This window comes from Rasiella rasia (assembly GCF_011044175.1).
GTDB classification, from domain to species: Bacteria; Bacteroidota; Bacteroidia; order Flavobacteriales; family Flavobacteriaceae; genus Marinirhabdus; species Marinirhabdus rasia.
The window spans coordinates 3,142,809-3,168,019 of record NZ_CP049057.1; the positions used below are offsets into that span (position 1 = coordinate 3,142,809).

Below are 25,211 nucleotides of genomic sequence, written 5' to 3' on the forward strand. Positions count from 1 at the left end.
AGATGAGCACAGAAAATAGTATCATAAAGAGTTTAAAAAAGTTTCATGTTCTAATTGTTCGCTGGCACATGGATTTTGGCAATTTCTTGAGGTTGATTATAGCGAAGGTAACAGGGCAGAAAATAATTTATATTCAATTTGCGCGAGTAAATAATTTTGGGGACCAATTTAATTACGATCTAACAAAATTCTTTGGTAGACAATTAATTTACACCCATTCTTATAAAAAAAGTCAAGTCGCATTGTGTGGTTCTATCCTAGGGACCTACCTACGCGACTATTCTGGGTATATACTGGGAGCAGGATTCTTGGCAGCAAGATTTGACCGTAGAGAGAACAACTGGAAGGTAAAAATGATTCGCGGCCCTCTAAGTGCAGAACAGTGTGGACATGAAAATGAAAATGTGCTATACGCCGACCCTGGAATACTAGCCTCCCTCATGTACACGCAACCTGTAACTAAAAAATATGATCTAGGTATACTTCCGCACAGTAAAGATGTGGCAATGATGGAAAAATTACCGTGGGGACCTAACGTAAAGTTAATTCATCCTCGTCGAAAACCTTCGGATGTTGCGCACGATATAAAGCAATGTAAGCATATAGCATCGTCTTCACTACACGGATTAATCTTTGCAGACGCGTTTCAAATTCCTAATATTCACCTTAAAATTTCAGATAGATTAAAAGGAGGACTTCATAAGTTTCATGATTATTACTTAGGTATGAATATGCCCTATGAGAACATTATGTATGAAAAAGGTGTGACTGTTGAAAAAATTATTGCGCATTGTAAAAATAGATGTGAAGAAGGATACTTAGCTAAGAAACAGATTGCTGTTCAGGAAATGATAAATACTGTTTTTAAAAATATTAATACGTAGATGGAAAAACCAAAAGTGTTTGGAATTGGATTTCAGAAGACTGGAACCACCTCGTTAGAAAGTGCACTTGAAGCCTTAGGGTATCGTGTGTATGGAGGCGATAAAAACTTAATGAAGTACGACGATACTCAAGAACTGAAATCCTATATCGCAGAAACACTCACCCAATGGGACGCCGTGCAGGATATGCCATGGCCATTGTTTTATAAAGAGCTCTACGAATTATTTCCTGACGCAAAATTTATTCTAACTAAAAGAGAGAGCAATGCATGGATTAAAAGCGTAGTTCGTCATTTTGGGATGGTTAGAATTCCATTACATCAAAAAATATACGACGTTCCTAAAGCTGAAGGGTACGAAGATGTCTACGTTAAAACCTACGAAGCCCATAACGAAGCAGTGATTTCTTTCTTTAAAGAAAAGGATAATTTTTTGGTTATGGAGATAGGCAAAAATTTCAATTATAAGGTACTGTGTGACTTTATAGGAATACCAAAACCAGAAGCAGACGCTTTTCCGCACAGTAGAAAGAACAAACAGAAATACAATAAATACAAGTGGTATCGCTATCTTAGAGCCATATACGTAAATTACAAAAAAGGCTATTAATGAAAATTCTGTTTCTGTTTACGGTAAACAAGAGTTTCTTGTCAGATTATTTTGTTTCGTTAGCAACGCATGTAGCCGCGCTTGGCAATGAAACCATTGTATTTTCACTGAAGCAGCAACGTTCTCATCATAAGGTTAACGAGGTTACCTACATTACAGAACAAAAAAAAAGTACACTACACCTATACCGTGTTATTTACAGGTTAATAAAAGAAGAAAGGCCAACTATCGTTATTTCTAATTTTAGCTATGTAAATCCTGCGTTGTTTGCTGGTAAATTGTTGAATGTTGAAAAGAATATTGCATGGCAGCATACTCTAATTGAACAGACAAAGGCAACTAAACGACAAATTTTTATTAAAAGTAAATTTTTAAATTGGGCCGATGGTATTGTTGTTAATTCGAAGCGTCTAAAAGATGAGCTCGAAAATCAATTTAGAGTAAGAGGCAAACAAATAGATATTCTTCCGTTTTGGTCATCTATAGCTAGTTATACCCCTAAAAAAATTACATTGCCTAGTGCCGAAATTTTAATTGGGTGCTGTGGACGACTAGAAATTGATAAAAACCAACGTACGTTATTAAAAGCATTTGCCGAAGTTAAACAAGCAATGCCCACAACGAATCTGAAATTACTTTTAGCAGGGGAAGGTAGCGACAAAAGGCATCTTGAAAACTTAGCCGAAACATTAGCTATAAAAGATGAGGTTATTTTTTTAGGCCTGCTTTCTGCAGAAGAGATGGCTTACTTCTACACAAAAGTAGATCTTTTGGTGTTGCCTAGTTTGCATGAGGCTTTCGGACTCACATTTATAGAAGCACTTGCGCTAAACACACCATTGTTGGTTTCTGAAGCATTTGGCGCGTTGTCTTTTATAGAACCCAATCTATTAATGAAATATGATATGGTTTTTACACCAGACGACGTAAAAATGCTCGTACAAAAGATGAAGCTCCGCATTGCTGCTGGCCGACAAGAAAACCATAATTACAAAGCACTTTATGATTCTTGTTTTAGTGACGAAATTATACGGAATAAATTTGAAGAAATTATAGCTTTACACACAACCTAAATTAATGTTGTTTAAATTTTTAAAATACGTTCAACCCACACACTATTTCTCTCTAAAGCGAAATGATGGAACGTCTATATTTCCGATTGCTTCAGAATTGCCAGAAGTTGTACTACAGCAACTTCAAGAAGACAATAACTATTCGAGCAAAATGGCTACAGCATACGATTTGTCATTTCAAGCTGTGTTAAAAGGCTACACAGGAGATGCTCCAACCTATAGAGCTGTAGAACGATTGCCGGTTAAAGATGAATACAGGTTTCTACGGAAAAACTTTCATCCTATCTGGGTACTATATGTTTTGTTGCTAAGAGTATGCTCTTTCCACAATCCATTTACTGAATTAGGAGGGTTTTTAAGAACAAGAAAAGTACGTCGGGTACCCTATACTGCTACTCCATTAAAAAATGATTCTTGGGAAAATTTTAATGCATCTCTCACGGCTCAAAATCCGTTGGTAACAGTTGTAATACCCACTCTAAACCGTTATAAATACCTAGCGCAAGTCTTACGCGATTTTGAAGTACAGAGTTATACTAATTTTGAAATCGTAGTTGTTGATCAATCGCAGCCTTTTAATCCAGATTTTTATGCTCCATTTAAGTTACATATCAATGTAGTTAGACAAGAAGAGCCAGCGCTTTGGTTAGCACGAAATACCGCCATTGAACAAGCTAAAGGAGAAATTATAGCACTCTCTGAAGACGATGTGCGTATTCCAAAATATTGGATTGAAACGCACTTAAAGTGCTTAGATTACTTTCAAGCAGACATTTCAGCGGGGGTGTTTTTTCCGGAAGGAGAGAAAATACCTCAAAACCGATCCTTTTTTTCTATTGCTTCACAATTTGCAACAGGTAATGCAATGCTTTACAAAGATGTCTTTAGAAAAGTGAAGTTATTCGATAGGCAATTCGAGAAACAACGAATGGGAGATGGAGAGTTTGGCCTGCGTTGCTATTTGCAGAGCCTTAAAAGTATAAGCAATCCGTTGGCATACTGCGAAGATATTAAAGCTGAGGTAGGGGGGTTACGACAAATGGGAAGCTGGGATGCGTTTCGAACTAAAAAACTTTTTGCTCCTAGGCCCATACCAAGTGTGTTGTATTTATACAGAAGGTACTACGGAAATAGAAGCGCTGTCTTGGCCTTATTAAAATCTGTACCTCCATCAATAATTCCTTACCGATTTAAAAGAAATAAAATGCTTTTGCTTTTAGGTATCTTTGTTTCTGTATTCTTACTTCCATTAATTAGTATTCAAGTATTTATTTCATGGCGTAAGGCTACAAAAAAAATTGTTGAAGGTCCTTTAATTCGCTCTCTTGACTAATCTTTTGCTTATTACATCAGAGTTTCCGCCTCAACCTGGGGGCATTGGCAACCATGCACACAATTTAGCAAATGCCTTACTTCCTCATAACTTTTCGGTAACTGTTTTGGCAGACCAACGTTCTAAAGATGGAAGGAAAGAGAATACCTTCGATACTGCTCAAAAGTATAACACCGTTCGTGTGCAGCGTCGTTCTTTACTACTTCTTACTTATCTACAACGTATTATGAAAGCCATCAACCTTGCAAAAAAGAATGATGTTGTTATAGTGTCGGGTAAGTTTTCGCTGTGGATTGCTGGTCTGTTGCGGTTTTTCTTTAGCAAACAAATTGTAGCTGTCATTCATGGTTCTGAGGTAGCAATACCGCCATCTTTTAAGAAGCGTTTTACCAAATGGTGCTTACAGCGATGTAGCAATGTAGTTGCTGTATCTAACTATACAAAATCTTTAGTACACGATTGGAACTTAAAAAGTGTTGTGGTAATACCAAATGGTTTTTTAATAGACGCGTCCAATGAAATTTACAATACATCGGTTACCCCAATTAGACTTATTACCGTTGGAAATGTGACGCAACGAAAAGGACAGCACAATGTAATTAAGGCACTTCCTTTGTTGTTAGAGCGCTTTCCGAAGTTACAATACGAAATAGTTGGTATTCCTACGGAAAAGGAACAAGTTGAAACCCTTGCAAAAAAATTGAAGGTGCAATCTGCTGTAGTTTTTCGCGGTAAAGTTTCCGAAGAAGAAAAAATACATCTACTTACTAATGCCACAATTTTTGTCATGTTAAGTGAAACCACCGCTACTGGAGATGTAGAGGGTTTTGGAATCGCTATTTTAGAAGCAAATGCCTTAGGAGTACCCGCCATTGGTGCAAAGGGATGCGGCATAGAAGACGCTATTTTAGATGGTGTTTCTGGTATTCTAGTAGATGCGCACCAACCAGAGCAGATGTTGCAAGCCGTGTCTAGTATCTTAGAAAATTATAATACCTACAGTGTAGCATGTAAGAAATGGTCTGAAAAGTTTAGCTGGGAAAAAATTAGTACACGTTACAAAGAGGTTCTTACGTCATGAAGCTAGCTATAATTTCACATACAGAGCATTATAAAGATAAAGAAGGCAAGATTGTTGGCTGGGGCCCAACCATTAGTGAGTTAAATTACTTAGCACCTCACTTTGAGAAAATTTATCATGTAGCGATGTTGCATGCTACTAAAGCACCTCCCAGTTCACTGCCATACATACACCCTAATATCGAGTTTGTTGCATTACCACCTTCTGGAGGAACCTCTGGTTTGAGTAAATTGAAAACCCTATGGCAAGCCCCGAAGACTATTTCAGTTGTTAGAAAAACCTTACAAAAAGTAGATGTATATCAGCTTAGAACCCCAACAGGAATGGGGGTCTATTTAATCCCGTATTTAACTTGGTTTTGTAAAAAGAAAGGGTGGTATAAATATGCTGGTAATTGGAGTCAAAAAAAGCCGCCACTGGGGTACCGCTTGCAACGGTATTTATTGACAAAACAGTCTCGTAGTGTAACAATTAACGGCACTTGGGCAGACCAACCTAAGCATAGTTATACCTTCGAAAACCCCTGCTTAACTTTAGAAGAGCGTGCAGAAGGAATTTCTGTAATAAAAGCTAAAAACTATATAAAACCCTTCTCATTTTGCTTTGTGGGCAGGTTAGACGACGCAAAAGGTGTGCAGCGTATTATAGATGCCTTCGCTGAAGTAGATACGTCTAAAGTCAGTAAAGTACATTTTATAGGAAATGGTGAGCGCATGAATTCGTACAAAACACAATGTACTTCTTTAGGTCTTTCTGCAACATTTCACGGGTTTTTACCTAGAGAAAAGGTATTTGAAATTTACCGCAACTGCCAGTTTCTGCTGTTGCCAAGTACTGCCTCTGAAGGGTTTCCTAAGGTGATTGCAGAGGGGATGAATTTTGGGTGTATTCCTATAGTATCTGGCGTTTCAAGTATTGGGCAATATATTAAAAGTGCCAATGGTTATGTAGTAACGCCTACTACGTCTGCGGTTTTAGCTGAAATTTTAAAAGAAATTTTAGATACAGACTCCAAAAAGTTAATGCAAAAAGCGATAGAAGGATATGCAACAGCTTCAAAATTTACTTTTGAGCATTACAATTCTCGTATCTTGAACGAAATTATACCAAACACTAAATAGAGCAGTTATCTCAAATATCACCAAAATAGCAAACCATCCTTTATTTTTTGTGCTATTGCATGTAGGGGTAGGATTATTAGCAACGGTTTTTAGACCAGCAATGATTGCCTACTTTTTGCTTGTAGTGGTGTATTTTCTCTACCGTATTATTGTATTGCCCAACAAACAGCGGGAAGTACTTGTAGCAGCATCTTATATGGTAGGTGCCGAGGTGTTTTTTAGAATGACCAAGGCGTACTTCTTATACGAGACAGGAAAATATATGGTTATTGTGTTCTTAGTGATAGGAATGATCTACCATGGCTTTAAGCGAAGTTCGTTAACCTATTTTGTATACTTTTTATTGTTGTTACCTGGGGTTTATGTTTCGTATTTAAACATAGATTTTGACGATAAATTTAGACAGACTATTCTCTTTAATTTAAGTGGCCCCATCTGCCTAACGGTAGCAGCCATGTATTGTTATGGCAGAACGGTTACTTTAAAAGAACTATTCACATGTCTCGATTTCTTGGTGTACCCCATAATTTCCATGACTATCTATGTATATTTTTACAATATTAATATACAGGAGGTAATTACAGGTACGGCCTCCACTTCTGCAACTTCGGGTGGGTTTGGTCCAAATCAGGTTGCAACCGTTCTTGGATTAGGAGCATTTGCGCTATACAGCAGATTCTTGATACCTTATAAAAATAAAATTTTGCATTTAGTGATGATGTTTTGGTTGATGGCCATAACGCATCGAGCCATTATTACCTTTTCTAGAGGTGGTGTTTTTGTGGCCATTGCCATGATGGGAGTCTTTACTTTTATGCTTTACTTTTCATCTGGAGTTAAAACTAAGTTTAAACTGTCTTATCGTATTATAACGGTAGTTGCGGCAATTCTCGCTATTTGGGTATTTTCGGTACTCCAAACGGGTGGGCTGATTGCAAATAGATATGCGAACGAAGATGCTCTAGGTAGAGAAAAGGCAGATGTTACCACGGGAAGAGCAAAACTAATTGATGCCGATTTCCAAGCATTTAGTAGCAATCCTATTTTTGGATTGGGAGTTGGGCAGTCTAAAAGTTATTATGAAGAAAACTTAAATACCCGAATCCCTTCTCATAATGAAATCTCAAGGATGTTTTCTGAACACGGAGTATTTGGAATTTTAGCCTTATTCATTCTACTATTTGCGCCATTGATTTCAAAAATGAATGGAAGAAGAAACATCTTCTTTTTTCCATTTATTGCTTTTTGGCTCTTAACAATTTTACATTCCTCCATGCGTATTGCCGCACCCGCTTTTATATATGGCCTTGCACTTTTAAATATAAATTATGAAACCCCAAAAGATACTGTACGTAGGGAACAAATTGGCACATAAGGGCAGTACAGCAACTGCTATCGATGTGTTGGCACCTCGTCTTGTTGAAGAGGGGTTCTCGGTTATTTCTATTTCAGATAAGAAAAACAAGTTCATGCGTATGATAGATATGCTTTGTACAGTTTGGATGCAGGCTTCTTCATCTCAAGTAGTGCTCATTGATACGTACAGCACCTTAAATTTTCAGTATGCCGTATACACCGCGAAAATTTGTAGGTGGAAAAAAACACCTTACATACCAATTCTTCATGGGGGCAACTTACCAAATCGACTTAAAAATAGTAGCTCAAAAAGTAAGAAGTTGTTTGGTAACGCCTTAATCAATGTAGCTCCGTCACACTATCTTATAGATACTTTTAAAGCACACGGTTTTACTAATTTAATTCATATTCCAAATACCATCGCCATAGATAAATATGCTTTTAAACTGCGGAAAAATCCGCGGGCGCGATTGCTTTGGGTACGTTCATTTTCCGAAATATACAATCCGTTGTTGGCAATTTCCGTAGTAAAAGAACTTCAGCAACAGGGTTTGGATGTGTCACTAACCATGGTGGGACCTCAGAAAGATTCCAGTTTTGATGCTTGCAAACAGCTAGTAGAAACAGAAAACCTTCCGGTGACGTTTACCGGGAAACTTGAAAAATCTCAATGGATTAAACTTTCCGAAGCACACGACATTTTTATTAATACAACTAATTTCGATAATACGCCTGTAAGCGTTCTAGAAGCAATGGCATTAGGTTTGCCCGTGGTTTCTACCAATGTTGGTGGCTTGCCATTTCTTATCAATCATGATGTAGATGGAGTTTTGGTTTCTCCAAATAGTATATCGGCGTTTACAACAGCTATTAATGGGCTGCTAGAGGATCCAGAAACTGCTCAAAGAATAGCTCGACAAGCGAGGCAGAAAGTAGAGAAATTTGATTGGGATGTAGTTAAACAACAATGGATTTCACTTTTATCCCAATAAATAATTACCTACTTTTAAACCCCCTAACCAACCATTAGCATGTCACAGAAATCGAATATCCATTTTGATATTTCTGAACGTAAAATCTTATTGCGCATTATAGACATCGCGTCGGTATTGGGCTTGCTGTACCTTGTGGGCATGGTATTTAGTTTCGATTATTTTAGAATTGATGCCAGTAGATGGATGTGGTCTATTGTATTAGCACTCTACCTTACAGTATTCGCCACAATTTTTGAGCTGTATAATTTGCAAAAAGCAGCCAAATTTGAGATTGTGGTGCAAAATATTATTCTGACATCTTCTGTGACGGTTTTGTTCTATCTTCTTACACCGTTCTATACGCCAGAGCTACCCGATAATAGAATGCAAATTATTTATTTCTTCCTTTCAATTAATATTGCGTTGTTTTTGTGGCGATACGCTTACATAGTTCTTATTTCTGCACCCCGATTCTTTAAAAAGGTATTGCTTATTACAGATTCTAAGTCGGTTATGCCAATTCTAGAAGCCCTTCAGAAATCAGATCCAAACTATAAAATTATTGGGGTAGTCGATTTTGATCACCAAATAAGAAATTATAACCTACCCGAAGATTTGCAACGATTTGGCAGTACAAACATTGCGCAGACTGTTGCAGACAATCAGATTTCAGAAATCGTGGTAGCAACCCCCGAAGCCGAGGCAATGACCGTTTCACTAAATAATCAGTTGCTTTCGTTGCTTGAGAAGGGAGTACCTATTAGAGAATACACTCAGGTATATGAAGAAATTACGCATAGAATTCCAGTACAACATGTAGAACGTGATTTTTATAGGTATTTTCCATTTAGTAGAAGTAATCAGAACAAGCTGTATTTATTTTTTCATCGGATATTAGACCTGCTATTTTCCGTAGTTGGATTACTATTTGGACTTATTATTTCACCTTTTATCCTCATTGGAAATATTATAGGAAATCGTGGTCCTGTTTTTTACACTCAAACACGTGTTGGTAAAAATGGAACGCATTTCAAAATTTATAAACTTCGAAGCATGGTTGTTAATGCCGAGCAAGATGGGGCACAGTTTGCCGCAAAACAAGATACTCGGGTTACTAAGTTTGGCCGCTTTTTACGCCGTTCTCGTTTCGATGAAATTCCGCAGTTTATCAACGTTATTAAAGGAGACATGAGCGTTATTGGTCCCAGACCAGAGCGTCCTGTGTTTGTAGCAGAGCTTTCTAAGAAAATTCCATTTTATGAAGTACGACATCTGGTAAAGCCAGGTGTAACAGGCTGGGCTCAGGTAAACGCAAAGTATGGTATGAGCGAAGAAGATTCTTTAGAAAAATTGCAATACGACCTATACTATATAAAACGCCGAAGCTTTTTTCTTGACATTAGTATTGTTATAAAAACATTAAGTACTATTATTTTCTTCCGAGGCCAATAGGCAATGTATAACGCTTTCCGAAGAACCACGCTAACAAAACAATTTTATAGAGTAGTGTTTACTAAGCTTCCCTAGCCTTTAAATACTTCAGTAAATATATGTAACGAACAGCTAAAGCAATGAAAAGCGGGATAAAGGCAAAGGCAAATTCTTGCACTCCCGTAAACCAATGAATAGTGAGTAATAAAAGCAACAGGATTAAGAAAATAACATATTTGCGTACCCATACTTTTGGGCTGCTTTTACTCACCGCATACGCCACAAGTAAATTAAAGGGAAATGCCCAAAGCACATTGTAATTGTTTGCAGTAGCGCTATGGTCTGTAGCAAACCAGAGCAAACAAAGAAGCACACCAATAATTCCAGAACTCGCGAAAATTATAGTGTCCAACACACGGCTTCGTTTATTTCTCTTAGAATCCCGATAGGTTAGGGCTATAGTTAGGAGTCCGATAAGTGAAAAAATAAACAAAGGACTGCTAAAAAAATTAGCGCCTTTTTCCCTGTCTGGTGCATCAAATATGGTTTCGGTATTATTTACAAGAGGAGTCTTACTACCATCTCTCATTATAGTTGCTGAAGCTGCCGCCTGAAACACATAATCTGGTAAAAATTGATACTGCCACGAATTCGCTTTTTTGTCGGTTACCGCGCCAATAGCGACATCCATACCCAAACTTCCCCAGCTATTCCAATATACGTTTTGCTGTATAAGCTTTCTAAACGTTTTATCTTCTGAGGCAAAATCTTTGGTGAATGTAAGATCCTTACCCAACACGGAAACTAAAACATCACGCATTTTAGTAGCACAGTTGTCATAAAAGAAGTCGTATTTATAATACTTATTCTCTGGTTTCAAATTGTTGTTGAGAAAGGTAAATACGGCTTGTTTTTCTGTATATGTTAGATTGAGTTCTTGTTGTTTAATCCAGCGATTTTGGTCTTTGTAGTAGTCAATAAAAGGCTGTGCAATAACACCTTCAAGTTTATAAAGTAATTTTCCTTGCGCAAATTTCATATAGAAATTAGGCGTATCAAAATCATAAACTCCGTAATTATAAATTGCATCAATGCCACGACTTGGGTCTTCAATTCTAAAGGCACTATGCCCAAACTTATCGTATAGATTGTCACCAGGGCCCATGGTAACGATACTTACTTTAGCTTCTTCGGAAAGTGGAATAAATTGCGCCTGCATTATAACAGTCACAAGTAGGGCGGCAATTAAGAGATAGTTGCGAAACAAAGGCTTAAGTTTTTGAAGAGGCAAAATACAAATTCTTCATGCACTCAACGTAAATAATTGGTTCTTTTACCTAAAGATGCTTAAATCTAGTTTTAACGAAAACACATTAGAGTATAGTGCGGCACTTTGATCGCCAATATCGGTAAGGGCATAATCTACTTCAATACCTTTGTATTTAAACCCAACCCCTATATTGGGTTGAAAACCGATAGATTCATTGCCGTCAAGTTGCTGAATATTCTGAAAATTACCTACTCCAGCTCTTACAAATACCATATCTATATACCCAAATTGCAAGCCAAGTGCAGGGTCTATACTTGTAAATGAAGTAGAAATAATATCGTTAGTCTCTGCAAATCTGAAGTTAAGGTCGGCTTCGGCTAAGAGCACATAATCGTAATGAAATACAAATTTTTTAGACGCTCCAATTTGTAGTTTTGGGATGGTAATCTCTGTAGTTTCGGGTAGTTCCTGGTTTTGGCCTTCTACAGCATTTTGTATGGTAGCAAACTGCTCTTCGTCTATAGCCCATGCATTAAACGTTGTTGTAATGTCTCTCGCCATAATTCCGAAATTCCAATTTCCTTGCTTAAACTGGACCCCAACATCTAACCCAAAACCCCATGACGATGCAAAATCCCCAATAATTCTACGAATAACTTTTGCATTTACCCCAACATTTAAACCGTCTAACGGCAGCGCTCGGGCATAAGAAAACGTTATTCCATAGTCTGCAGTAGAAAATAAACTAATTCTATTGTAGTCAATATTTCCTTGTTCGTCTATAAGTTGTGTTGTGTTTAAAATATCATCTACTCCAAATCTAATAATAGACAGCGCGACGGCACTTTGCTTGTCTAGAGGCATAGCAAAACCTGCGTAGTCGTAATTAGCAATGTTCGCAAAATACGAAGCGTGCATTAGCGACAGCTGTTTGTCTTCAATCCCAATTAAACCAGCAGGGTTCCAATAGCCACTATTCACATCGTTTGTAGATGCTACAACGGCATTAGACATACCAAAGGCTGCTGCATCTACGCCAATATTCATAAATTCGTTAGAATACTTTCGAACCGTTTGCGCATTAACTGCAACAGAGACCACAACTAAAAACAAAAACAGACTCTTTTTCAAGTGATAAAATTTCAGCAAATATCTCATTATTTTACAGAATACTAAACTATTATTTCGCCTAGATATTGTGCTATATGAGGCTTAGACGGAAATACTTTCTTATTTTTACACTCAACCGAATTAATTATGCTGAAACAGATTCCAAACCTTATTACATCCCTTAATCTATTGTGTGGCTGTATGGCTGTTTTTTTTGCTATTTCTGGCGATTTGGTTACCGCGTCATACTTTGTATTTTCTGGTATTTTTTTCGACTTTTTTGACGGTCTTGCTGCTCGCTTATTACATGCCCAAAGTGAAGTTGGCCTGCAATTAGATTCATTGGCAGATATGGTAACAAGTGGAGTAGCACCTGCCGTAGTGATGGTGCAGCTTCTTTCTGAAAGTTTAACGGGGGCACCTGTTTCAATTGCAGATACTTTTGCCATAGAAGGTTGGAATACAGGATATCATCAATACCTACCATTTACCGGTTTGCTTATTGCTGTTGGTGCCGCATATAGATTGGCAAAGTTTAATGTAGATACACGTCAAACTACTAGTTTTATTGGGTTGCCTACCCCAGCCAATGCACTTTTGGTTTTAAGTTTACCCCTTATTCTCGCCTTTCATCCCTCTGCACTTATGGAGAGCCTAATTCTAAATAGTTGGTTTTTAATCGGAATTATTTTAATGGGTTGTGTATTAATGAATGCCGAGCTGCCACTTTTTGCACTCAAGTTTAAGTCGTGGGATTTAAAGAATAACACAGTACGTTACCTATTTCTTCTCATAAGTGTAGTTGCTGTTGTTCTTCTTAAATTTATTGCAATTCCTATCATTTTGCTGATTTACGTGTTACTTTCATTAATTTGGAGAGAGAACTAAGCGTTATTTTGGTATGTCGCAAATTCCCACTACTTTAGTGAATACCAATCAACTGACTTTTGAATCTAAAAAAAAATCTTTTTTTAGCTGTTTTATTAGCGTGCACCATACAGCTATATCTTCAGGCTAGCTCGCTAAACGTTTTACCAAACATATCTATAGCATTACAAGAACAATCTGTAGATTCTCTCGCTAAGTTTTATAATGATAAAACGTGGGAATATATCACCAAAGAAAACGACAGTGCCCTGTATTTTGCCAATAAAGGTATAGCAGTTTCTAGAGAAGCAGCCTATGCGTATGGTGAAATAATAAATCTTGAGTATCGCGGCATCTTCTATGAAGCGGTACAAAATGATTATGAAGCCGCTACCAAAGATTACCTATTAGCCATCGCCATTGCAGAAAAAGAGTATCCAGCATATTTACCGGACTTATATATTTCTATGGGAATTTTGTTTGCTAAAACGGGGGACGATGACAAGGCTATTTCATATTTACAACAATCGGTTAACAATAGCAATAAAGAGAGTCGTACCTATGTATTGGCTTTGGTAAATTTGGCTATTATTCAGAGTAGGTTAGGAGATTATGAAACGGCTAATACTAATTTTGAAGAGTTCTTAAAAATAGAGGATCTTTCTCAGCGGGAAAAAGATGTTGCTATTCTTGGTATTGGTAAAAATCTAACAAGACAAAAAAAATTCTCAGAAGCTACGCCATATTACCTAAAAGCCATTGCGCTAGATTCTTTGAAAGGCGCAAAGAAATATGCTCAGTATTATTCAGACCTTATAGATAATTATGTACAGCTCAAGAATGCGGAAGCTATAAAAATATATCTTCCTATTTTATCTAAGAGTTATGATAGTGTGCGGGCTATGCGGGAAAAACAGGCCTATTATACCAGTGCGTCTAGGGCATATAGGTTACTTGGGAATACATCGGCAGCGTTGCAATTTCAAGATAGTTTATTGATAGCGAAAGATTCATTAGCTGAAAAGCGTTACAGTGAGCAAGTAACTGAATTAGAAACAAAGTATCAAACCCAACAGAAGGAACTACAAATAGAAGAAGCAAAAGAACGACAGCAACTGTGGTACTATATTGCGGCCAGTATTGGATTAGGATTACTTTTAGTTATTGGACTTTTGTATAACAACATAAAAAAACGAAAGGAACTTTCAGAAAACAAACAAAAATTAGAACATACACTCAAGCAACGCAATATGTTGCTACGCGAAACACACCACCGTGTAAAAAATAGCTTTCAGATGGTAAGTAGTTTGTTGCAATTACAAGCTACAGAAACTAAAACAACAGACGCTGTATTAGCATTAGATGCAGCCACACAACGCGTAAATTCTATGATTTTATTGCATCAACAACTATATGCAAAAGATAACCTTTTAGGGGTTAATCTGAAGAAATATATTGATGACTTGACGACTGAAATTTTACAAACCACCAATGATGACATTACAATTGTAAAGAATGTTGCTTCCATTATTCTTGATATAGAAACTGCAACCTCGATTGGTTTATTAGTGAATGAATTGGCATTAAATTCTTCTAAATATGCTTGGCCTAGCGAATGGAAAGTGAAGAAAATATTTATTGAAATTGAAGAAATTAATGGTGTTTTAAAGTTTCAAATGAAAGATAATGGCGAACAAATTAAATCTGAAAAGACTAGTAAAGGATATGGTTCAGAATTAATTGAAGTACTTATAGAGCGCCTTGATGCAAAGAAAATAGTTGAAGAGAATAGCTTTGCACTTGTGTTAGAAATTCCAATTCCTAAGAGCGATGTCAATGTATAAACTGTTAGTGGTAGAAGACGACCCGTTTATTTCAAGAAGCATTGCTGCAACGTTTCGAGAAAAGGATTTTAGCATACTTGGCGTTGCAAAATCTGTGGTTGAAGCCACTGCGCTAATTGAAAAACAAAAGCCTGATATCTGTTTATTAGACATTCAACTAAAAGGAGACGAAGATGGTACTGCGTTAGGAAAACGATTAGACGTGTTGCAGATACCGTATCTATACCTTACGGCCCAGACAGATCCTACTACCTTAGCGGCTGTGTCTGAAACGCATCCCTTAGGGTATATTGTAAAACCATTCACCAAGGCAAGTTTGTGGAGTAGTTTTAGTGTTGTTTGGAACCTGTATCTGGCAAAAAAATCTGAAGTATTTACGGTTCGTGTAGATGGATATTTACACAAAATACCTGAAGCAGATATTTTATATTTGGAAGCATACGATAATTATTGCTACCTAATTACTTCAGAAAAAAAGTTGTTGCTACCTAAAACCTTAAAGGCGGTACGTGAGACATTACGGGCTCCTTTTTTTTACAGTCCGCATCGCTCGTATTACATTAACGTAAACTGTATAACCAACCTGGGAACACGCACTGTTGAAGTAGCAGGTGTTTCATTACCCTTAAGCGAGGCTCGAAGACCAGATTTACTGCGTATCGTGCGATAAGTTGGTTGTGTAATCTTACTTTACTCAATATTTACCCCCATTTCACTAAAGAGTTATTTGATTGATACAATTGACTTGTATTTTCGAGCTATAATTATTATAACCTCCAAGAAATGAAATTATTACAATTCGGCCTTGTGCCACAGAAGTCCCAATTTCTGTTTTTTCTTAGCCTACTCTTTAGCACACCTTTTTTTGCCCAAGTTGGGATTGGTACCACCAACCCAGACCCATCTTCTATATTAACCATTGAATCTACAGAAAGCGGCTTGCTTATTCCTAGGATGACAGCTTCAGACCGAGTTGGTATTACAAATCCTGCCACTGGTTTAATGGTATATCAAACCGATGCTCCCGACGGATTTTATTATTACGACGGAACGACATGGCAGGAAATTTCAGCAGGAAATACGGGATGGAAAACTTCTGGTAATGCAGGAACCGATGCGACAACAGATTTTATAGGTACTACAGATGATGAAGATGTAGTTTTTAAACGAAATAATATATTGTATGGTACTTTTTTCGATCAATCTTTAGCGCTGGGTAGAGAAACATTATTTAATAATACGACAGGCTCAAACTTAGTTGCTATTGGTAGTCGAGCCCTGTTTTTAAACACTGTTGGAGATAATAATACAGCAGTTGGAGTTTCTGCATTGCGTTCTAATTCAACAGGGTCTGGAAATACTGCGCTTGGGTTAGAAAGTCTATATAGCAACTCAGGAGGTCATGGCAATAGCGCTGTTGGTTTTGCGTCTCTGTCTTATAGTAGTTCTGGCGATAACAACACTGGCATGGGTAATTATTCACTTCATAATAATTTTAGTGGGTCTAATAATTCTGGTTTTGGATCGTATAGTTTGTCCAATACTTCTAGCGGAAGTTTTAATACAGCTTTAGGTACTAGTGCTTTAACAGCAAATACTACAGGTAATTATAATACAGCGATTGGATATGATGCGGAAGTAAGCGGTAATAATAGAGAAAATGCCACTGCAATTGGTGCTAGAGCACTAGTAGCACAAGATAATAGTGTGGTCATTGGCTCTATTATTGGAGTTAATGGGGCTTCTGCATCTACCAATGTTGGTATTGGTACTAGTAGTCCAAATTCATCTTCAGTTTTAGATTTAACAGCAACAGATCGAGGCTTTTTAGTTCCTAGAATGTCATCTGCACAAAGAATAGGTATTACAACACCAGTTAGGGGTTTATTGGTATATCAATTAAATGCTCCAGCGGGGTTTTATTATTATAACGGTTCCAATTGGAATCGCATTACAACAGGTGCAGATGTAGATCATGATTTTTATGAGGCAGGGTCGACCACGGCGCCAGACGACATTAATGATGACATCTATACAATGGGGAATGTAGCCATTGGCAAAAATACCGCTGATACACCGTTAGAAGTAGAGAGAAATTTTGAAAACACATTGGTAGAATTTAATAATCTAACCCTACAGAATGGTGATGGCTCATTCGTAAATCGTGCCCATGTAGCGAATACTTCGATAAACGCAGTAGCTTTTTCAAATATATTAACCTCAACTACTGCTGGATCTAGAACAGGTATTGAAAATAGTATTTCAGGTTTTAGTGTAAGTGGCGAGAAGATAGGAATCTTTAACGACATTCAAAGCGACAATGGTATTACTTATGGTATGTCAACAACAATTAATGATACTGGTGACGATGCGCAGCGAGGCTTAAGAAACTACTTAATCGGTGAAGGTACAGGTGATCGTACTGGGACAGAAAATATAATTTTTAATAGCCAAGATGCAAATCACATCGGAATTTTTAATCAAGTCGATAGTGACTCAGATAGTGGTAGTAAAATAGGAGTTTCTAATGACATTCGAGGTAATTCAACGGCACCAAAATATGGTACTCTAAATTTAATCGGTGGTGGTTCAGGAAACACACTATTTTATGGTACATATAACGTATTCAGCGGAAGTATGTCCAAAACGGGTACTACCTATGCTAGTTATAATGTTTTTCAAGGTGCAGGCGCAGAGAATCGTTACGGTGGTTATTATATTTTTAATAATAACGGTGAAGGAGATCATTACGGAGCCTATCATGATTTTAGTACGACAGATACAGGAGACCGTTACGGCACCTATAATTTGATGAGTAATACAAGTGGCAACCAATATGGAACGTACAATGCCTATACACGGTCGGGAGGTACGGGTAATAAATATGGTACCTATACAACAATACGAAGCACATCGTCTGGCATGCACTATGGGCTATATATGGATGTCTTAAAACCTGGCAGTTTTGCAGGGTATTTTTTGGGTGACGTTTCTATTGGCACTACAACTAATAACAACTATATTTTACCTGCATCTAGAGGTACTAACGGACAAATAATGACAACAGATGCCTCTGGAAATGTAGATTGGGTAGATTTGGTTACTGTAAATGGCATCAATGGATTAGCAAGAATTGGTGATGATATAAAATTGGGGGGTAATTTAATTGAAAACACCAGAATTAGACATTTTGATAATAACTTAACGTACACACTTAATGGCTTGGGTGAATTTATTGTAGAGGAAGGAACGAGAGATGCATTTAAAATAAATAATGTGGGCGCAACAATACTGGGTGACAATACGTATTGGCGAGACGGAGACTCTTCGGGAACAACCCTTGCAAGCATAGAAGATTCTGCAGATGATGGTAGATTTAGAGTCTATGAAAACGGGCTAACTTCTGTAGATCTAAATGCTAACACAGAATTTGTTTTCAACGAACAAGGGCTTGATAGAGATTTTAGAGTTGAAGGAAATGGACATACAAATTTGCTGAAAGTAGATGCGAGTACAGATAATATTGGGATTAGACAATTTGCGCCAATATTCGATTTGCATCTTAAACAATCTATAAACCTTACCACAGGTAATGGCGGAATGGCTTTTGAAAGTTCAACAAATACAAATCATTGGAGAATTTATCACAGTGGTGCTCATTTTTCTTTTAATGAAAATGGAACACGTCGTGCCTATATAGAAACCGCAAGCGGAAATTACATTCAACCCAGCGACGCGCGTTTAAAACAAGATTTTGAATTGCAGTCCGGCTATCTTACTAAGCTGAAACAAGTACCCATTTATACATACCGCTATAAAAATCAACAAGGTGAAAAGCGCTCATTAGGGGTAAAAGCACAAGAAATTCAGCCACTTTTTCCGGAACTTATTTCTGAAGGTGAAGATGGTTATTTGGGAATGAATTATGCTGGTTTAAGTGTAGTTGCTATACAGGCTATAAAAGAACAACAAGTGCTTATAGATAATCTTGCTGCCGAAAATGAAAATTTAAAGGAAAAGACCAAAACACTAGAAAAACGTCTAGATCAATTACTTTCTCGCTTGGAGGTTGTGGAAGCAAGGCTAGACTAATAGATGCGTTGCATCATTTTAATAGAACCTCTGTTGTAGAGGCGGAGGTTCTTTATTTAAAAATTCAATTTTTTCTTACGTAACTCAAAGTTTTGTCCTAAATATACCTTACGCACCATCTCATCGCTAGCCAATTCTTCTGGCTCACCATGTTTTAAAATACTACCTTCAAACATTAAGTAGGTTCTGTCTGTAATCGCCAAAGTTTCCTGAACATTATGGTCTGTAATTAAAATCCCAATGTTCTTGTCTTTTAGCTGTGCCACAATACGTTGTATATCTTCTACCGCTACCGGATCTACACCAGCAAAAGGCTCATCTAATAAAATAAAATGAGGGTCTGTTGCTAGCGCGCGTGCAATTTCGGTACGTCTACGTTCGCCACCACTCAATAAATCGCCACGACTTTTTCTAATATGACCTAAGCCAAACTCTTCTATTAGCGATTCCATTTTTAAATGTTGTTCTTTTTTAGAAAGCTTGGTAAGTTGTAATACACTTAAGATATTGTCTTCTATGCTTAGCTTTCTAAATACCGAAGCTTCTTGTGCTAAATACCCAATACCATTTTGTGCACGTTTGTACATTGGGTACTTTGTAATATCTGTTCCCTCTAGATAAATAGTACCCCCGTTAGGTTTTATAAGTCCAACAATCATGTAAAAGGATGTGGTTTTTCCGGCTCCGTTTGGACCCAGCAACCCAACAATTTCTCCTTGGTTTACTTCAACGGTGATTCCTTTTACAACCTTTCGGCCTTTATACGACTTTATGAGATTTTCGGCTTTTAATTTCATATGTATTGCCAGTCAAGGCTGGTAACTTTTGTACCCGTAGTAACAGGTGTTTTCACTTTCCGCATGGCGAAAAACAAGTGTATTAGCAATCTCTAATTCCTAGAACGTTAAAAGTACGGCTAAATTTTCCGAAGAAAAAATTATGAATTAGTGTTCTCTAAGGCTTCCCAATATTCAAAAGCTCTACGTAGATGAGGTATAACAATAGTACCGCCAATAAGTAAAGAAACGCTCATGGCTTCAACAACCTCTTCTTTGGAAATGTTGAGGTTGTAACAGGTCTCTAAATGATATTTTACACAATCGTCGCAGCGTAGTACAAGACTGTTACCCAATCCGAGAAGCTCTTTCGTTCTTTTTGAGAGGGCACCTTCAGCAAAGGCATTGGTGTCTAAATTAAAAATACGTTTGACAATTTTATTATTGTCTGCCATCATTTTTTCGTTCATTTTAGAACGATAGGCATTAAAATCTTCAACGGGATTTGCCATCAGCTTTCATTTTTTTGTTTTGTTTGCGCACTACAACTTTTGAAATCACAATACTAATTTCATAAAGAATAAGCACTGGTACTGCCACAATTACTTGGCTAGCAATATCTGGAGGGGTAATGATTGCAGACACAATTAGTACGCCCACTAGCGCAAATTTCCTGTATTTTTTTAATAGAGGCGGAGTAACCAGCCCTACTTTGGTCAGGAAATAAATTATAATTGGAAGCTCAAAAATCAGTCCGCTAGCTAGTACCGAAGCTCGTACAAGACCAATATAGCTACTTAAGTCGAAATCGTTAAAAACTACTTCACTCACTTTGTAACTTCCTAAAAAGTTAATGGTGAGAGGAGTAACCACAAAATATCCGAAACAAACGCCAATAAAGAATAAGATAGAGGCGATGATGATAAATCCACGACTGTTTTTACGTTCGTTATTTCGTAAACCTGGGCTTACAAATTTCCAAAACTCATAGAGGATGTAAGGAAAAGCGATAATAAATCCCGCGGTAATTGAAGTCCAAATATGTGCCGAAAATTGCCCTGCAGGTGTTCTACTTTGAATTCTGAAACTTTCTTCTTTGAAACAGAAATTATCTTCAAAGCCTAGTTCGGTTGCGGCTCTACATAATAATTTATACGTTGGGAAGTCTGAACTTTTTGGACCTAAAATAATTATGTCAAAGATAAACTCTTTAGCGATAAAAGCGACGGTAGCTACAACTACCACAGCTATGGTAGAACGAATAAGATGCCATCGTAATTCTTCAAGATGGTCTAAAAAAGACATCTCTTTCTCAACATTGGTGTGCGTTTTGGCCGTCATTAAATAATGCCTTCTTTGGTTAGGTTATGAATGTGTACAACACCACAATATACACCGTTTTCTTCAGCAAGTATTTGGGTAATTCCGTGTTTGTCCATTATCTCCATCGCCTCAACAGCCATGGCATCATTATTAATCCTTTTAGGGTTTGCAGACATAATGTCTCTTGCTGTTAAGCCCTTAATACTGTCTTCTTTGGTAAGCATTCTACGTAAATCACCGTCTGTAATAATACCAACAATTTTTTGGTCTTCTACCACTGCGGTAACACCTAGTAATTTTTCTGAAATTTCAATAATTACTTTTTTGACGTCTGTATCTGGATGTACCTGCGGACATTCATTTAAAGATGTAAGATCACTTACACGCAAGTATAGTTTTTTTCCGAGAGAGCCTCCTGGATGAAACCGAGCGAAATCCTTACTTGAAAAGCCACGCAAGTCTAAAAGCGCCATAGCCAAAGCATCACCAATAACCAATTGAGCTGTTGTGCTTGTGGTGGGTGCTAGATTATTGGGGCATGCCTCTTTTTCTGCATACGCGTGTAATACATAATTAGCTTGTACACCTAGAAAAGATTCTCGGTTAGAAGTAATCGCTACAAGGGTATTGCCTCTCCCTTTAATTAATGGAACTAATACTTTTATTTCGGGAGTATTTCCACTTTTAGAAATGCAGATAACAACATCATCTTTTAAAATGGTTCCTAAATCACCATGAATGGCATCTGCTGCATGCATAAAAATGGCAGGTGTTCCTGTTGAGTTTAAGGTAGCAACAATTTTGGTTGCAATGTTTGCACTTTTGCCTATACCAGTTATTACAACACGACCTTTAGACTTATAGATAGTTTCTACAGCTTCGGCAAATTCTTCATTTACCAAATCGGCTAGATGCATTATTGCTTTGCTTTCAGTTACAATGGTTTGCTTAGCAACTGAGATTATTTGTGAGGTTCTATTCAAAATTTGCGCATTAATAAGTTTGCAACTGTTTCAGAAATTAGTATATTTAGTATGAATTAAGAATGATAAAATACTTGTTTCAATACATATAGGTAAAAGATACCATTTTACCATAATGGTTGCAAAATTACGATTGTTCCCCTGTATACGCAATTTTAATTCTAACCAATAAATAACGAACATTTATAATATTTAAGCAGCGTGGCTGAAATTGATTTATACGCAGCACTAAAAAAACATTTTGGCTTTACAAAATTTAAAGGCCTTCAAGAAAAAGTAGTGCAGAGCGTGTTGGCTCAGGAAAATACTTTCGTAATTATGCCCACTGGAGGGGGTAAATCGCTATGCTACCAGCTCCCTGCATTAATGCAGCCTGGTACAGCGATTGTAGTTTCCCCTTTAATAGCTCTCATGAAAAATCAGGTGGATGCGCTTCGGGCCCTTTCTTCTGAAGAAGGTGTAGCACATGTGCTGAACTCATCCCTTAATAAAACTGAAGTCAAAAAGGTGATGAGCGATATAGAACTTGGAATCACTAAACTATTGTACGTCGCTCCAGAATCGCTTACCAAAGAAGAGTACGTTTCTTTTTTACAGCAACAGACAATCTCTTTTATGGCTATAGACGAAGCCCATTGCATAAGTGAATGGGGACACGATTTTAGACCAGAGTATAGAAATTTGCGTAAAATTATAATGCGAATAGGTGATAATATCCCAATTATCGGACTCACCGCAACGGCTACACCAAAAGTACAAGAAGATATACTGAAAAATTTAGGAATTCAAAGCGCCAATACCTTTAAAGCTTCTTTTAATAGACCTAATTTATTCTACGAAATACGCCCAAAAACAAAAAATGTAGACGCAGATATTACTCGTTTTGTAAAACAATACGAAGGTAAAAGTGGAATTATCTATTGTCTAAGCAGAAAGCGAGTAGAAGAACTTGCACAAACTTTACAAGTTAATGGTGTGAAAGCCATACCATATCACGCAGGGTTAGACGCAAAAACCCGAGTACGCCATCAAGATATGTTTTTAATGGAAGACGCCGATGTGGTAGTGGCTACCATCGCCTTTGGTATGGGAATCGACAAGCCCGATGTGCGTTTTGTGGTGCATAATGATATTCCCAAAAGTATTGAAAGCTACTACCAAGAAACCGGACGTGCAGGGCGTGATGGTGGAGAAGGATACTGTTTGGCCTTTTATAGCTATAAAGACATAGAAAAGCTTGAAAAATTTATGAGTGGCAAACCCGTGGCAGAACAAGAAATTGGCCATGCTTTGTTACAAGAAGTGGTTGCATTTGCAGAAACCTCTATGTCGCGCAGAAAGTTTATACTACACTATTTTGGTGAGGCATTCGACAACGAGACGGGTGAAGGTGGTGATATGGATGACAATATGCGAAATCCTAAGAAGCAAAACGAAGCCAAAGCTAATGTAGGCAAATTGCTCAAAGTGGTAAACGAAACCAACCAGCAGTATAAGGGAAAAGAAGTGGTAAATGTGCTCATCGGAAAGGTGAACGCCATGATTAAATCACACCGCACAGATCAGCAAGAATTTTTCGGAATAGGAAGCGACCAAACCCCCGAATACTGGATGGCATTGCTGAGACAAGTATTAGTTGCAGGAATGCTTTCAAAAGATATTGAAACCTACGGAGTCATAAAAATTACTGAAAAAGGAAAAGAATTTCTAGCGAGTCCTGTTTCATTTATGATGACCGAAGATCATTCGTATAAACAGGCAAATGACGATACCATTGTCACCAACCAGAAAGGAAGTGGAGCGGTTTCTGATGAAGTGCTATTTAAACTGCTTAAGGCAGAACGTAAGCGAGTAGCCGATAGTCTAAGTTTACCACCATATGTTATTTTTCAAGACCCTTCGCTCGAAGATATGGCACTTAAATACCCAATATCCCTAGAAGAATTGGCTAACGTACACGGTGTGGGAGAAGGCAAGGCTAAGAAATATGGTAAATCTTTTGTCTCTCTTATTTTAAATTATGTTACCGAAAACGATATCACTCGTCCAGACGATTTTGTCGTGAAATCTACTGGAACCAATAGTGCTTTAAAGCTTTATATCATTCAGAATGTAGATAGAAAACTTGCTTTAGACGATATTGCCGATGCCAAAGGAATTGAAATGGACGCTTTGTTCAATGAAATGGAAGCTATTGTGTATAGCGGTACAAAGCTTAATTTAGATTATTGGGTAGATGAAACATTAGATGAAGAACAGCAAGAAGAGCTTCACGATTATTTTATAGAATCTGAAAGTGATAATATTGAAGCAGCCATGGAAGAATTTGATGGCGATTATGATGTTGATGAATTAAGATTATACCGTCTTAAATTTATGAGTGAGGTAGGAAACTAAGCGGTTTTCTTATTGCTGAAATACTCAGTGCATGCTAAAACCGTTAAAAGCATCCCTAGATTATAAATAACATCTTCTATAGGAATAGTTAGTAAGCGTATTCCTAGATTTTCTGAATTGTTATACCATACAACGGGACTTTCAGTTCCACTACCAGTAAGTACGCCATTTACAATAAAAAATGGAATTAAAATTACTAAGTACGTAGCAAAAAAGGGCTGTAAGAGCTGCCTGTTTCTGTTGTAAACAATACCAAGAATCACAAGAGCATATAGAAAATTAATGAAGGTATACCACTTGTCATAATGATACCAGAGCGTTACAATAAGTACCGATAACAATACCACATACACTATATTAACTACTTTTTTTGAAAACTTAAAGTTTGGATATAAGGTGAGTAACGAGTAATGCGTAAAAATACAGGCGTAGGGAATGCAAATAAAGAAGAGCCATTCTTCAATTGGTAGATTTAAAAATTTGTATCCCGTAATATAAGCGTCGTTAAATCCCCAAAAACCGTTAGTGGTAAAAACAATATCCCACGGAATAAAAATTGCCATCATTACCACAACTCCAATAAAAAAACCTTTCCACTTTTTGTAAAATTGAAGTCGGGGATGAAAACTAAAAAGAAATGGAATAATAAAAGACCCTAGGTTTAGCCAAAGATAGAGGTACTTCATC

The 25,211-nt window shown here is 37.2% G+C and carries 21 protein-coding genes; 14 read left to right on the forward strand and 7 right to left on the reverse strand.

Translation table 11 applies throughout. The annotated features are described in order from the left end of the window. Positions 1-2: 2 nt before the first annotated feature. From G5B37_RS14000 to G5B37_RS14040, 9 genes are read left to right on the forward strand one after another with little or no spacing between them, the layout of a single operon-like run. Positions 3-884: a polysaccharide pyruvyl transferase family protein gene (locus G5B37_RS14000; RefSeq protein WP_164680643.1), complete on the forward strand. Its 882-nt coding sequence runs from the start codon at positions 3-5 to the stop codon at positions 882-884. After that, positions 885-1,493 carry a sulfotransferase family protein gene (locus G5B37_RS14005; RefSeq protein WP_164680644.1) on the forward strand — a complete coding sequence of 203 codons (609 nt, stop codon included), beginning with the start codon at positions 885-887 and terminating at the stop codon, positions 1,491-1,493. Beyond that, positions 1,493-2,566, forward strand: a complete 1,074-nt coding sequence (locus G5B37_RS14010) for a glycosyltransferase family 4 protein (RefSeq protein ID WP_164680645.1) — start codon at positions 1,493-1,495, stop codon at positions 2,564-2,566. Before G5B37_RS14005 ends, G5B37_RS14010 begins: the two co-directional genes overlap by 1 nt. A 4-nt stretch (positions 2,567-2,570) precedes the next feature. After that, a complete protein-coding gene (locus G5B37_RS14015; protein ID WP_164680646.1) occupies positions 2,571-3,899 on the forward strand; it encodes a glycosyltransferase family 2 protein in 1,329 nt (442 codons plus the stop codon). Beyond that, complete coding sequence (locus G5B37_RS14020; protein ID WP_164680647.1) at positions 3,892-4,980, forward strand: glycosyltransferase family 4 protein; 1,089 nt, start codon at positions 3,892-3,894, stop codon at positions 4,978-4,980. The genes G5B37_RS14015 and G5B37_RS14020 overlap by 8 nt, the downstream gene beginning before the upstream one ends. Further along, entirely contained in the window at positions 4,977-6,101 is a 1,125-nt protein-coding gene (locus G5B37_RS14025; RefSeq protein ID WP_164680648.1) for a glycosyltransferase, read from the forward strand. Before G5B37_RS14020 ends, G5B37_RS14025 begins: the two co-directional genes overlap by 4 nt. A 49-nt stretch (positions 6,102-6,150) precedes the next feature. Then, complete coding sequence (locus G5B37_RS14030; protein WP_164680649.1) at positions 6,151-7,476, forward strand: O-antigen ligase family protein; 1,326 nt, start codon at positions 6,151-6,153, stop codon at positions 7,474-7,476. Beyond that, positions 7,430-8,449 (forward strand): glycosyltransferase family 4 protein, encoded by a 1,020-nt coding sequence (locus G5B37_RS14035; RefSeq protein WP_164680650.1) that lies wholly within the window; start codon positions 7,430-7,432, stop codon positions 8,447-8,449. The genes G5B37_RS14030 and G5B37_RS14035 overlap by 47 nt, the downstream gene beginning before the upstream one ends. A gap of 39 nt (positions 8,450-8,488) precedes the next feature. Then, positions 8,489-9,883 (forward strand): sugar transferase, encoded by a 1,395-nt coding sequence (locus G5B37_RS14040; RefSeq protein ID WP_164680651.1) that lies wholly within the window; start codon positions 8,489-8,491, stop codon positions 9,881-9,883. A gap of 61 nt (positions 9,884-9,944) precedes the next feature. Here G5B37_RS14040 and G5B37_RS14045 read toward each other — a convergent pair whose 3' ends face one another. Further along, complete coding sequence (locus tag G5B37_RS14045) at positions 9,945-11,129, reverse strand: DUF4105 domain-containing protein (protein ID WP_263649809.1); 1,185 nt, start codon at positions 11,127-11,129, stop codon at positions 9,945-9,947. 66 nt (positions 11,130-11,195) lie between these two features. Further along, a complete protein-coding gene (locus G5B37_RS14050; protein WP_404814784.1) occupies positions 11,196-12,263 on the reverse strand; it encodes a putative type IX sorting system protein PorV2 in 1,068 nt (355 codons plus the stop codon). Between the two features lie 126 nt (positions 12,264-12,389). Here G5B37_RS14050 and G5B37_RS14055 point away from each other — a divergent pair, with 126 nt between their 5' ends. The 4 genes from G5B37_RS14055 to G5B37_RS14070 all read left to right on the forward strand — a co-directional run bounded on the left by G5B37_RS14055 (position 12,390) and on the right by G5B37_RS14070 (position 19,045). Then, positions 12,390-13,130 (forward strand): CDP-alcohol phosphatidyltransferase family protein, encoded by a 741-nt coding sequence (locus tag G5B37_RS14055; RefSeq protein WP_164680653.1) that lies wholly within the window; start codon positions 12,390-12,392, stop codon positions 13,128-13,130. A 59-nt stretch (positions 13,131-13,189) separates the two neighbouring features. After that, on the forward strand, positions 13,190-14,953 hold the full coding sequence (locus G5B37_RS14060; protein WP_164680654.1) for a tetratricopeptide repeat-containing sensor histidine kinase: 1,764 nt from the start codon (positions 13,190-13,192) through the stop codon (positions 14,951-14,953). Further along, complete coding sequence (locus tag G5B37_RS14065) at positions 14,946-15,623, forward strand: LytR/AlgR family response regulator transcription factor (protein ID WP_164680655.1); 678 nt, start codon at positions 14,946-14,948, stop codon at positions 15,621-15,623. Before G5B37_RS14060 ends, G5B37_RS14065 begins: the two co-directional genes overlap by 8 nt. A gap of 113 nt (positions 15,624-15,736) precedes the next feature. Next, a complete protein-coding gene (locus tag G5B37_RS14070; RefSeq protein ID WP_164680656.1) occupies positions 15,737-19,045 on the forward strand; it encodes a tail fiber domain-containing protein in 3,309 nt (1,102 codons plus the stop codon). A 56-nt stretch (positions 19,046-19,101) separates the two neighbouring features. Here G5B37_RS14070 and lptB read toward each other — a convergent pair whose 3' ends face one another. From lptB to G5B37_RS14090, 4 genes are all read right to left on the reverse strand, one after another. Further along, positions 19,102-19,842 (reverse strand): LPS export ABC transporter ATP-binding protein, encoded by a 741-nt coding sequence (gene lptB / locus G5B37_RS14075; protein ID WP_164680657.1) that lies wholly within the window; start codon positions 19,840-19,842, stop codon positions 19,102-19,104. A 140-nt stretch (positions 19,843-19,982) separates the two neighbouring features. Further along, entirely contained in the window at positions 19,983-20,333 is a 351-nt protein-coding gene (locus tag G5B37_RS14080; protein WP_164680658.1) for a carboxymuconolactone decarboxylase family protein, read from the reverse strand. Next, entirely contained in the window at positions 20,317-21,162 is an 846-nt protein-coding gene (gene tatC / locus G5B37_RS14085) for a twin-arginine translocase subunit TatC (RefSeq protein ID WP_263649810.1), read from the reverse strand. Before tatC ends, G5B37_RS14080 begins: the two co-directional genes overlap by 17 nt. Further along, the gene (locus tag G5B37_RS14090) at positions 21,162-22,127 is read right to left on the reverse strand and encodes a KpsF/GutQ family sugar-phosphate isomerase (protein ID WP_175017410.1); all 966 of its coding nucleotides are present in this window, start codon (positions 22,125-22,127) and stop codon (positions 21,162-21,164) included. The genes tatC and G5B37_RS14090 overlap by 1 nt, the downstream gene beginning before the upstream one ends. Before the next feature lie 201 nt (positions 22,128-22,328). Here G5B37_RS14090 and recQ point away from each other — a divergent pair, with 201 nt between their 5' ends. Continuing rightward, complete coding sequence (recQ, locus tag G5B37_RS14095; protein WP_164680659.1) at positions 22,329-24,524, forward strand: DNA helicase RecQ; 2,196 nt, start codon at positions 22,329-22,331, stop codon at positions 24,522-24,524. Here recQ and G5B37_RS14100 read toward each other — a convergent pair. Next, the gene (locus G5B37_RS14100; protein ID WP_164680660.1) at positions 24,521-25,210 is read right to left on the reverse strand and encodes a lycopene cyclase domain-containing protein; all 690 of its coding nucleotides are present in this window, start codon (positions 25,208-25,210) and stop codon (positions 24,521-24,523) included. The two genes, recQ and G5B37_RS14100, sit on opposite strands and share 4 nt — an antisense overlap. Position 25,211 lies beyond the last annotated feature (1 nt).

What these genes read in the sequence shown, in the direction of transcription:
- G5B37_RS14035 (WP_164680650.1), top strand. Translation starts at nt 7,430, where the DNA reads ATGAAACCCCAAAAGATACTGTACGTAGGGAACAAATTGGCACATAAG.
- G5B37_RS14065 (WP_164680655.1), top strand. Translation starts at nt 14,946, where the DNA reads ATGTATAAACTGTTAGTGGTAGAAGACGACCCGTTTATTTCAAGAAGC.
- G5B37_RS14040 (WP_164680651.1), top strand. Translation starts at nt 8,489, where the DNA reads ATGTCACAGAAATCGAATATCCATTTTGATATTTCTGAACGTAAAATC.
- G5B37_RS14000 (WP_164680643.1), top strand. Translation starts at nt 3, where the DNA reads ATGAGCACAGAAAATAGTATCATAAAGAGTTTAAAAAAGTTTCATGTT.
- lptB (WP_164680657.1), bottom strand. Translation starts at nt 19,842, where the DNA reads ATGAAATTAAAAGCCGAAAATCTCATAAAGTCGTATAAAGGCCGAAAG.
- G5B37_RS14010 (WP_164680645.1), top strand. Translation starts at nt 1,493, where the DNA reads ATGAAAATTCTGTTTCTGTTTACGGTAAACAAGAGTTTCTTGTCAGAT.
- G5B37_RS14100 (WP_164680660.1), bottom strand. Translation starts at nt 25,210, where the DNA reads ATGAAGTACCTCTATCTTTGGCTAAACCTAGGGTCTTTTATTATTCCA.
- tatC (WP_263649810.1), bottom strand. Translation starts at nt 21,162, where the DNA reads ATGACGGCCAAAACGCACACCAATGTTGAGAAAGAGATGTCTTTTTTA.
- G5B37_RS14025 (WP_164680648.1), top strand. Translation starts at nt 4,977, where the DNA reads ATGAAGCTAGCTATAATTTCACATACAGAGCATTATAAAGATAAAGAA.
- G5B37_RS14070 (WP_164680656.1), top strand. Translation starts at nt 15,737, where the DNA reads ATGAAATTATTACAATTCGGCCTTGTGCCACAGAAGTCCCAATTTCTG.
- G5B37_RS14055 (WP_164680653.1), top strand. Translation starts at nt 12,390, where the DNA reads ATGCTGAAACAGATTCCAAACCTTATTACATCCCTTAATCTATTGTGT.
- G5B37_RS14015 (WP_164680646.1), top strand. Translation starts at nt 2,571, where the DNA reads ATGTTGTTTAAATTTTTAAAATACGTTCAACCCACACACTATTTCTCT.
- G5B37_RS14080 (WP_164680658.1), bottom strand. Translation starts at nt 20,333, where the DNA reads ATGGCAAATCCCGTTGAAGATTTTAATGCCTATCGTTCTAAAATGAAC.
- G5B37_RS14005 (WP_164680644.1), top strand. Translation starts at nt 885, where the DNA reads ATGGAAAAACCAAAAGTGTTTGGAATTGGATTTCAGAAGACTGGAACC.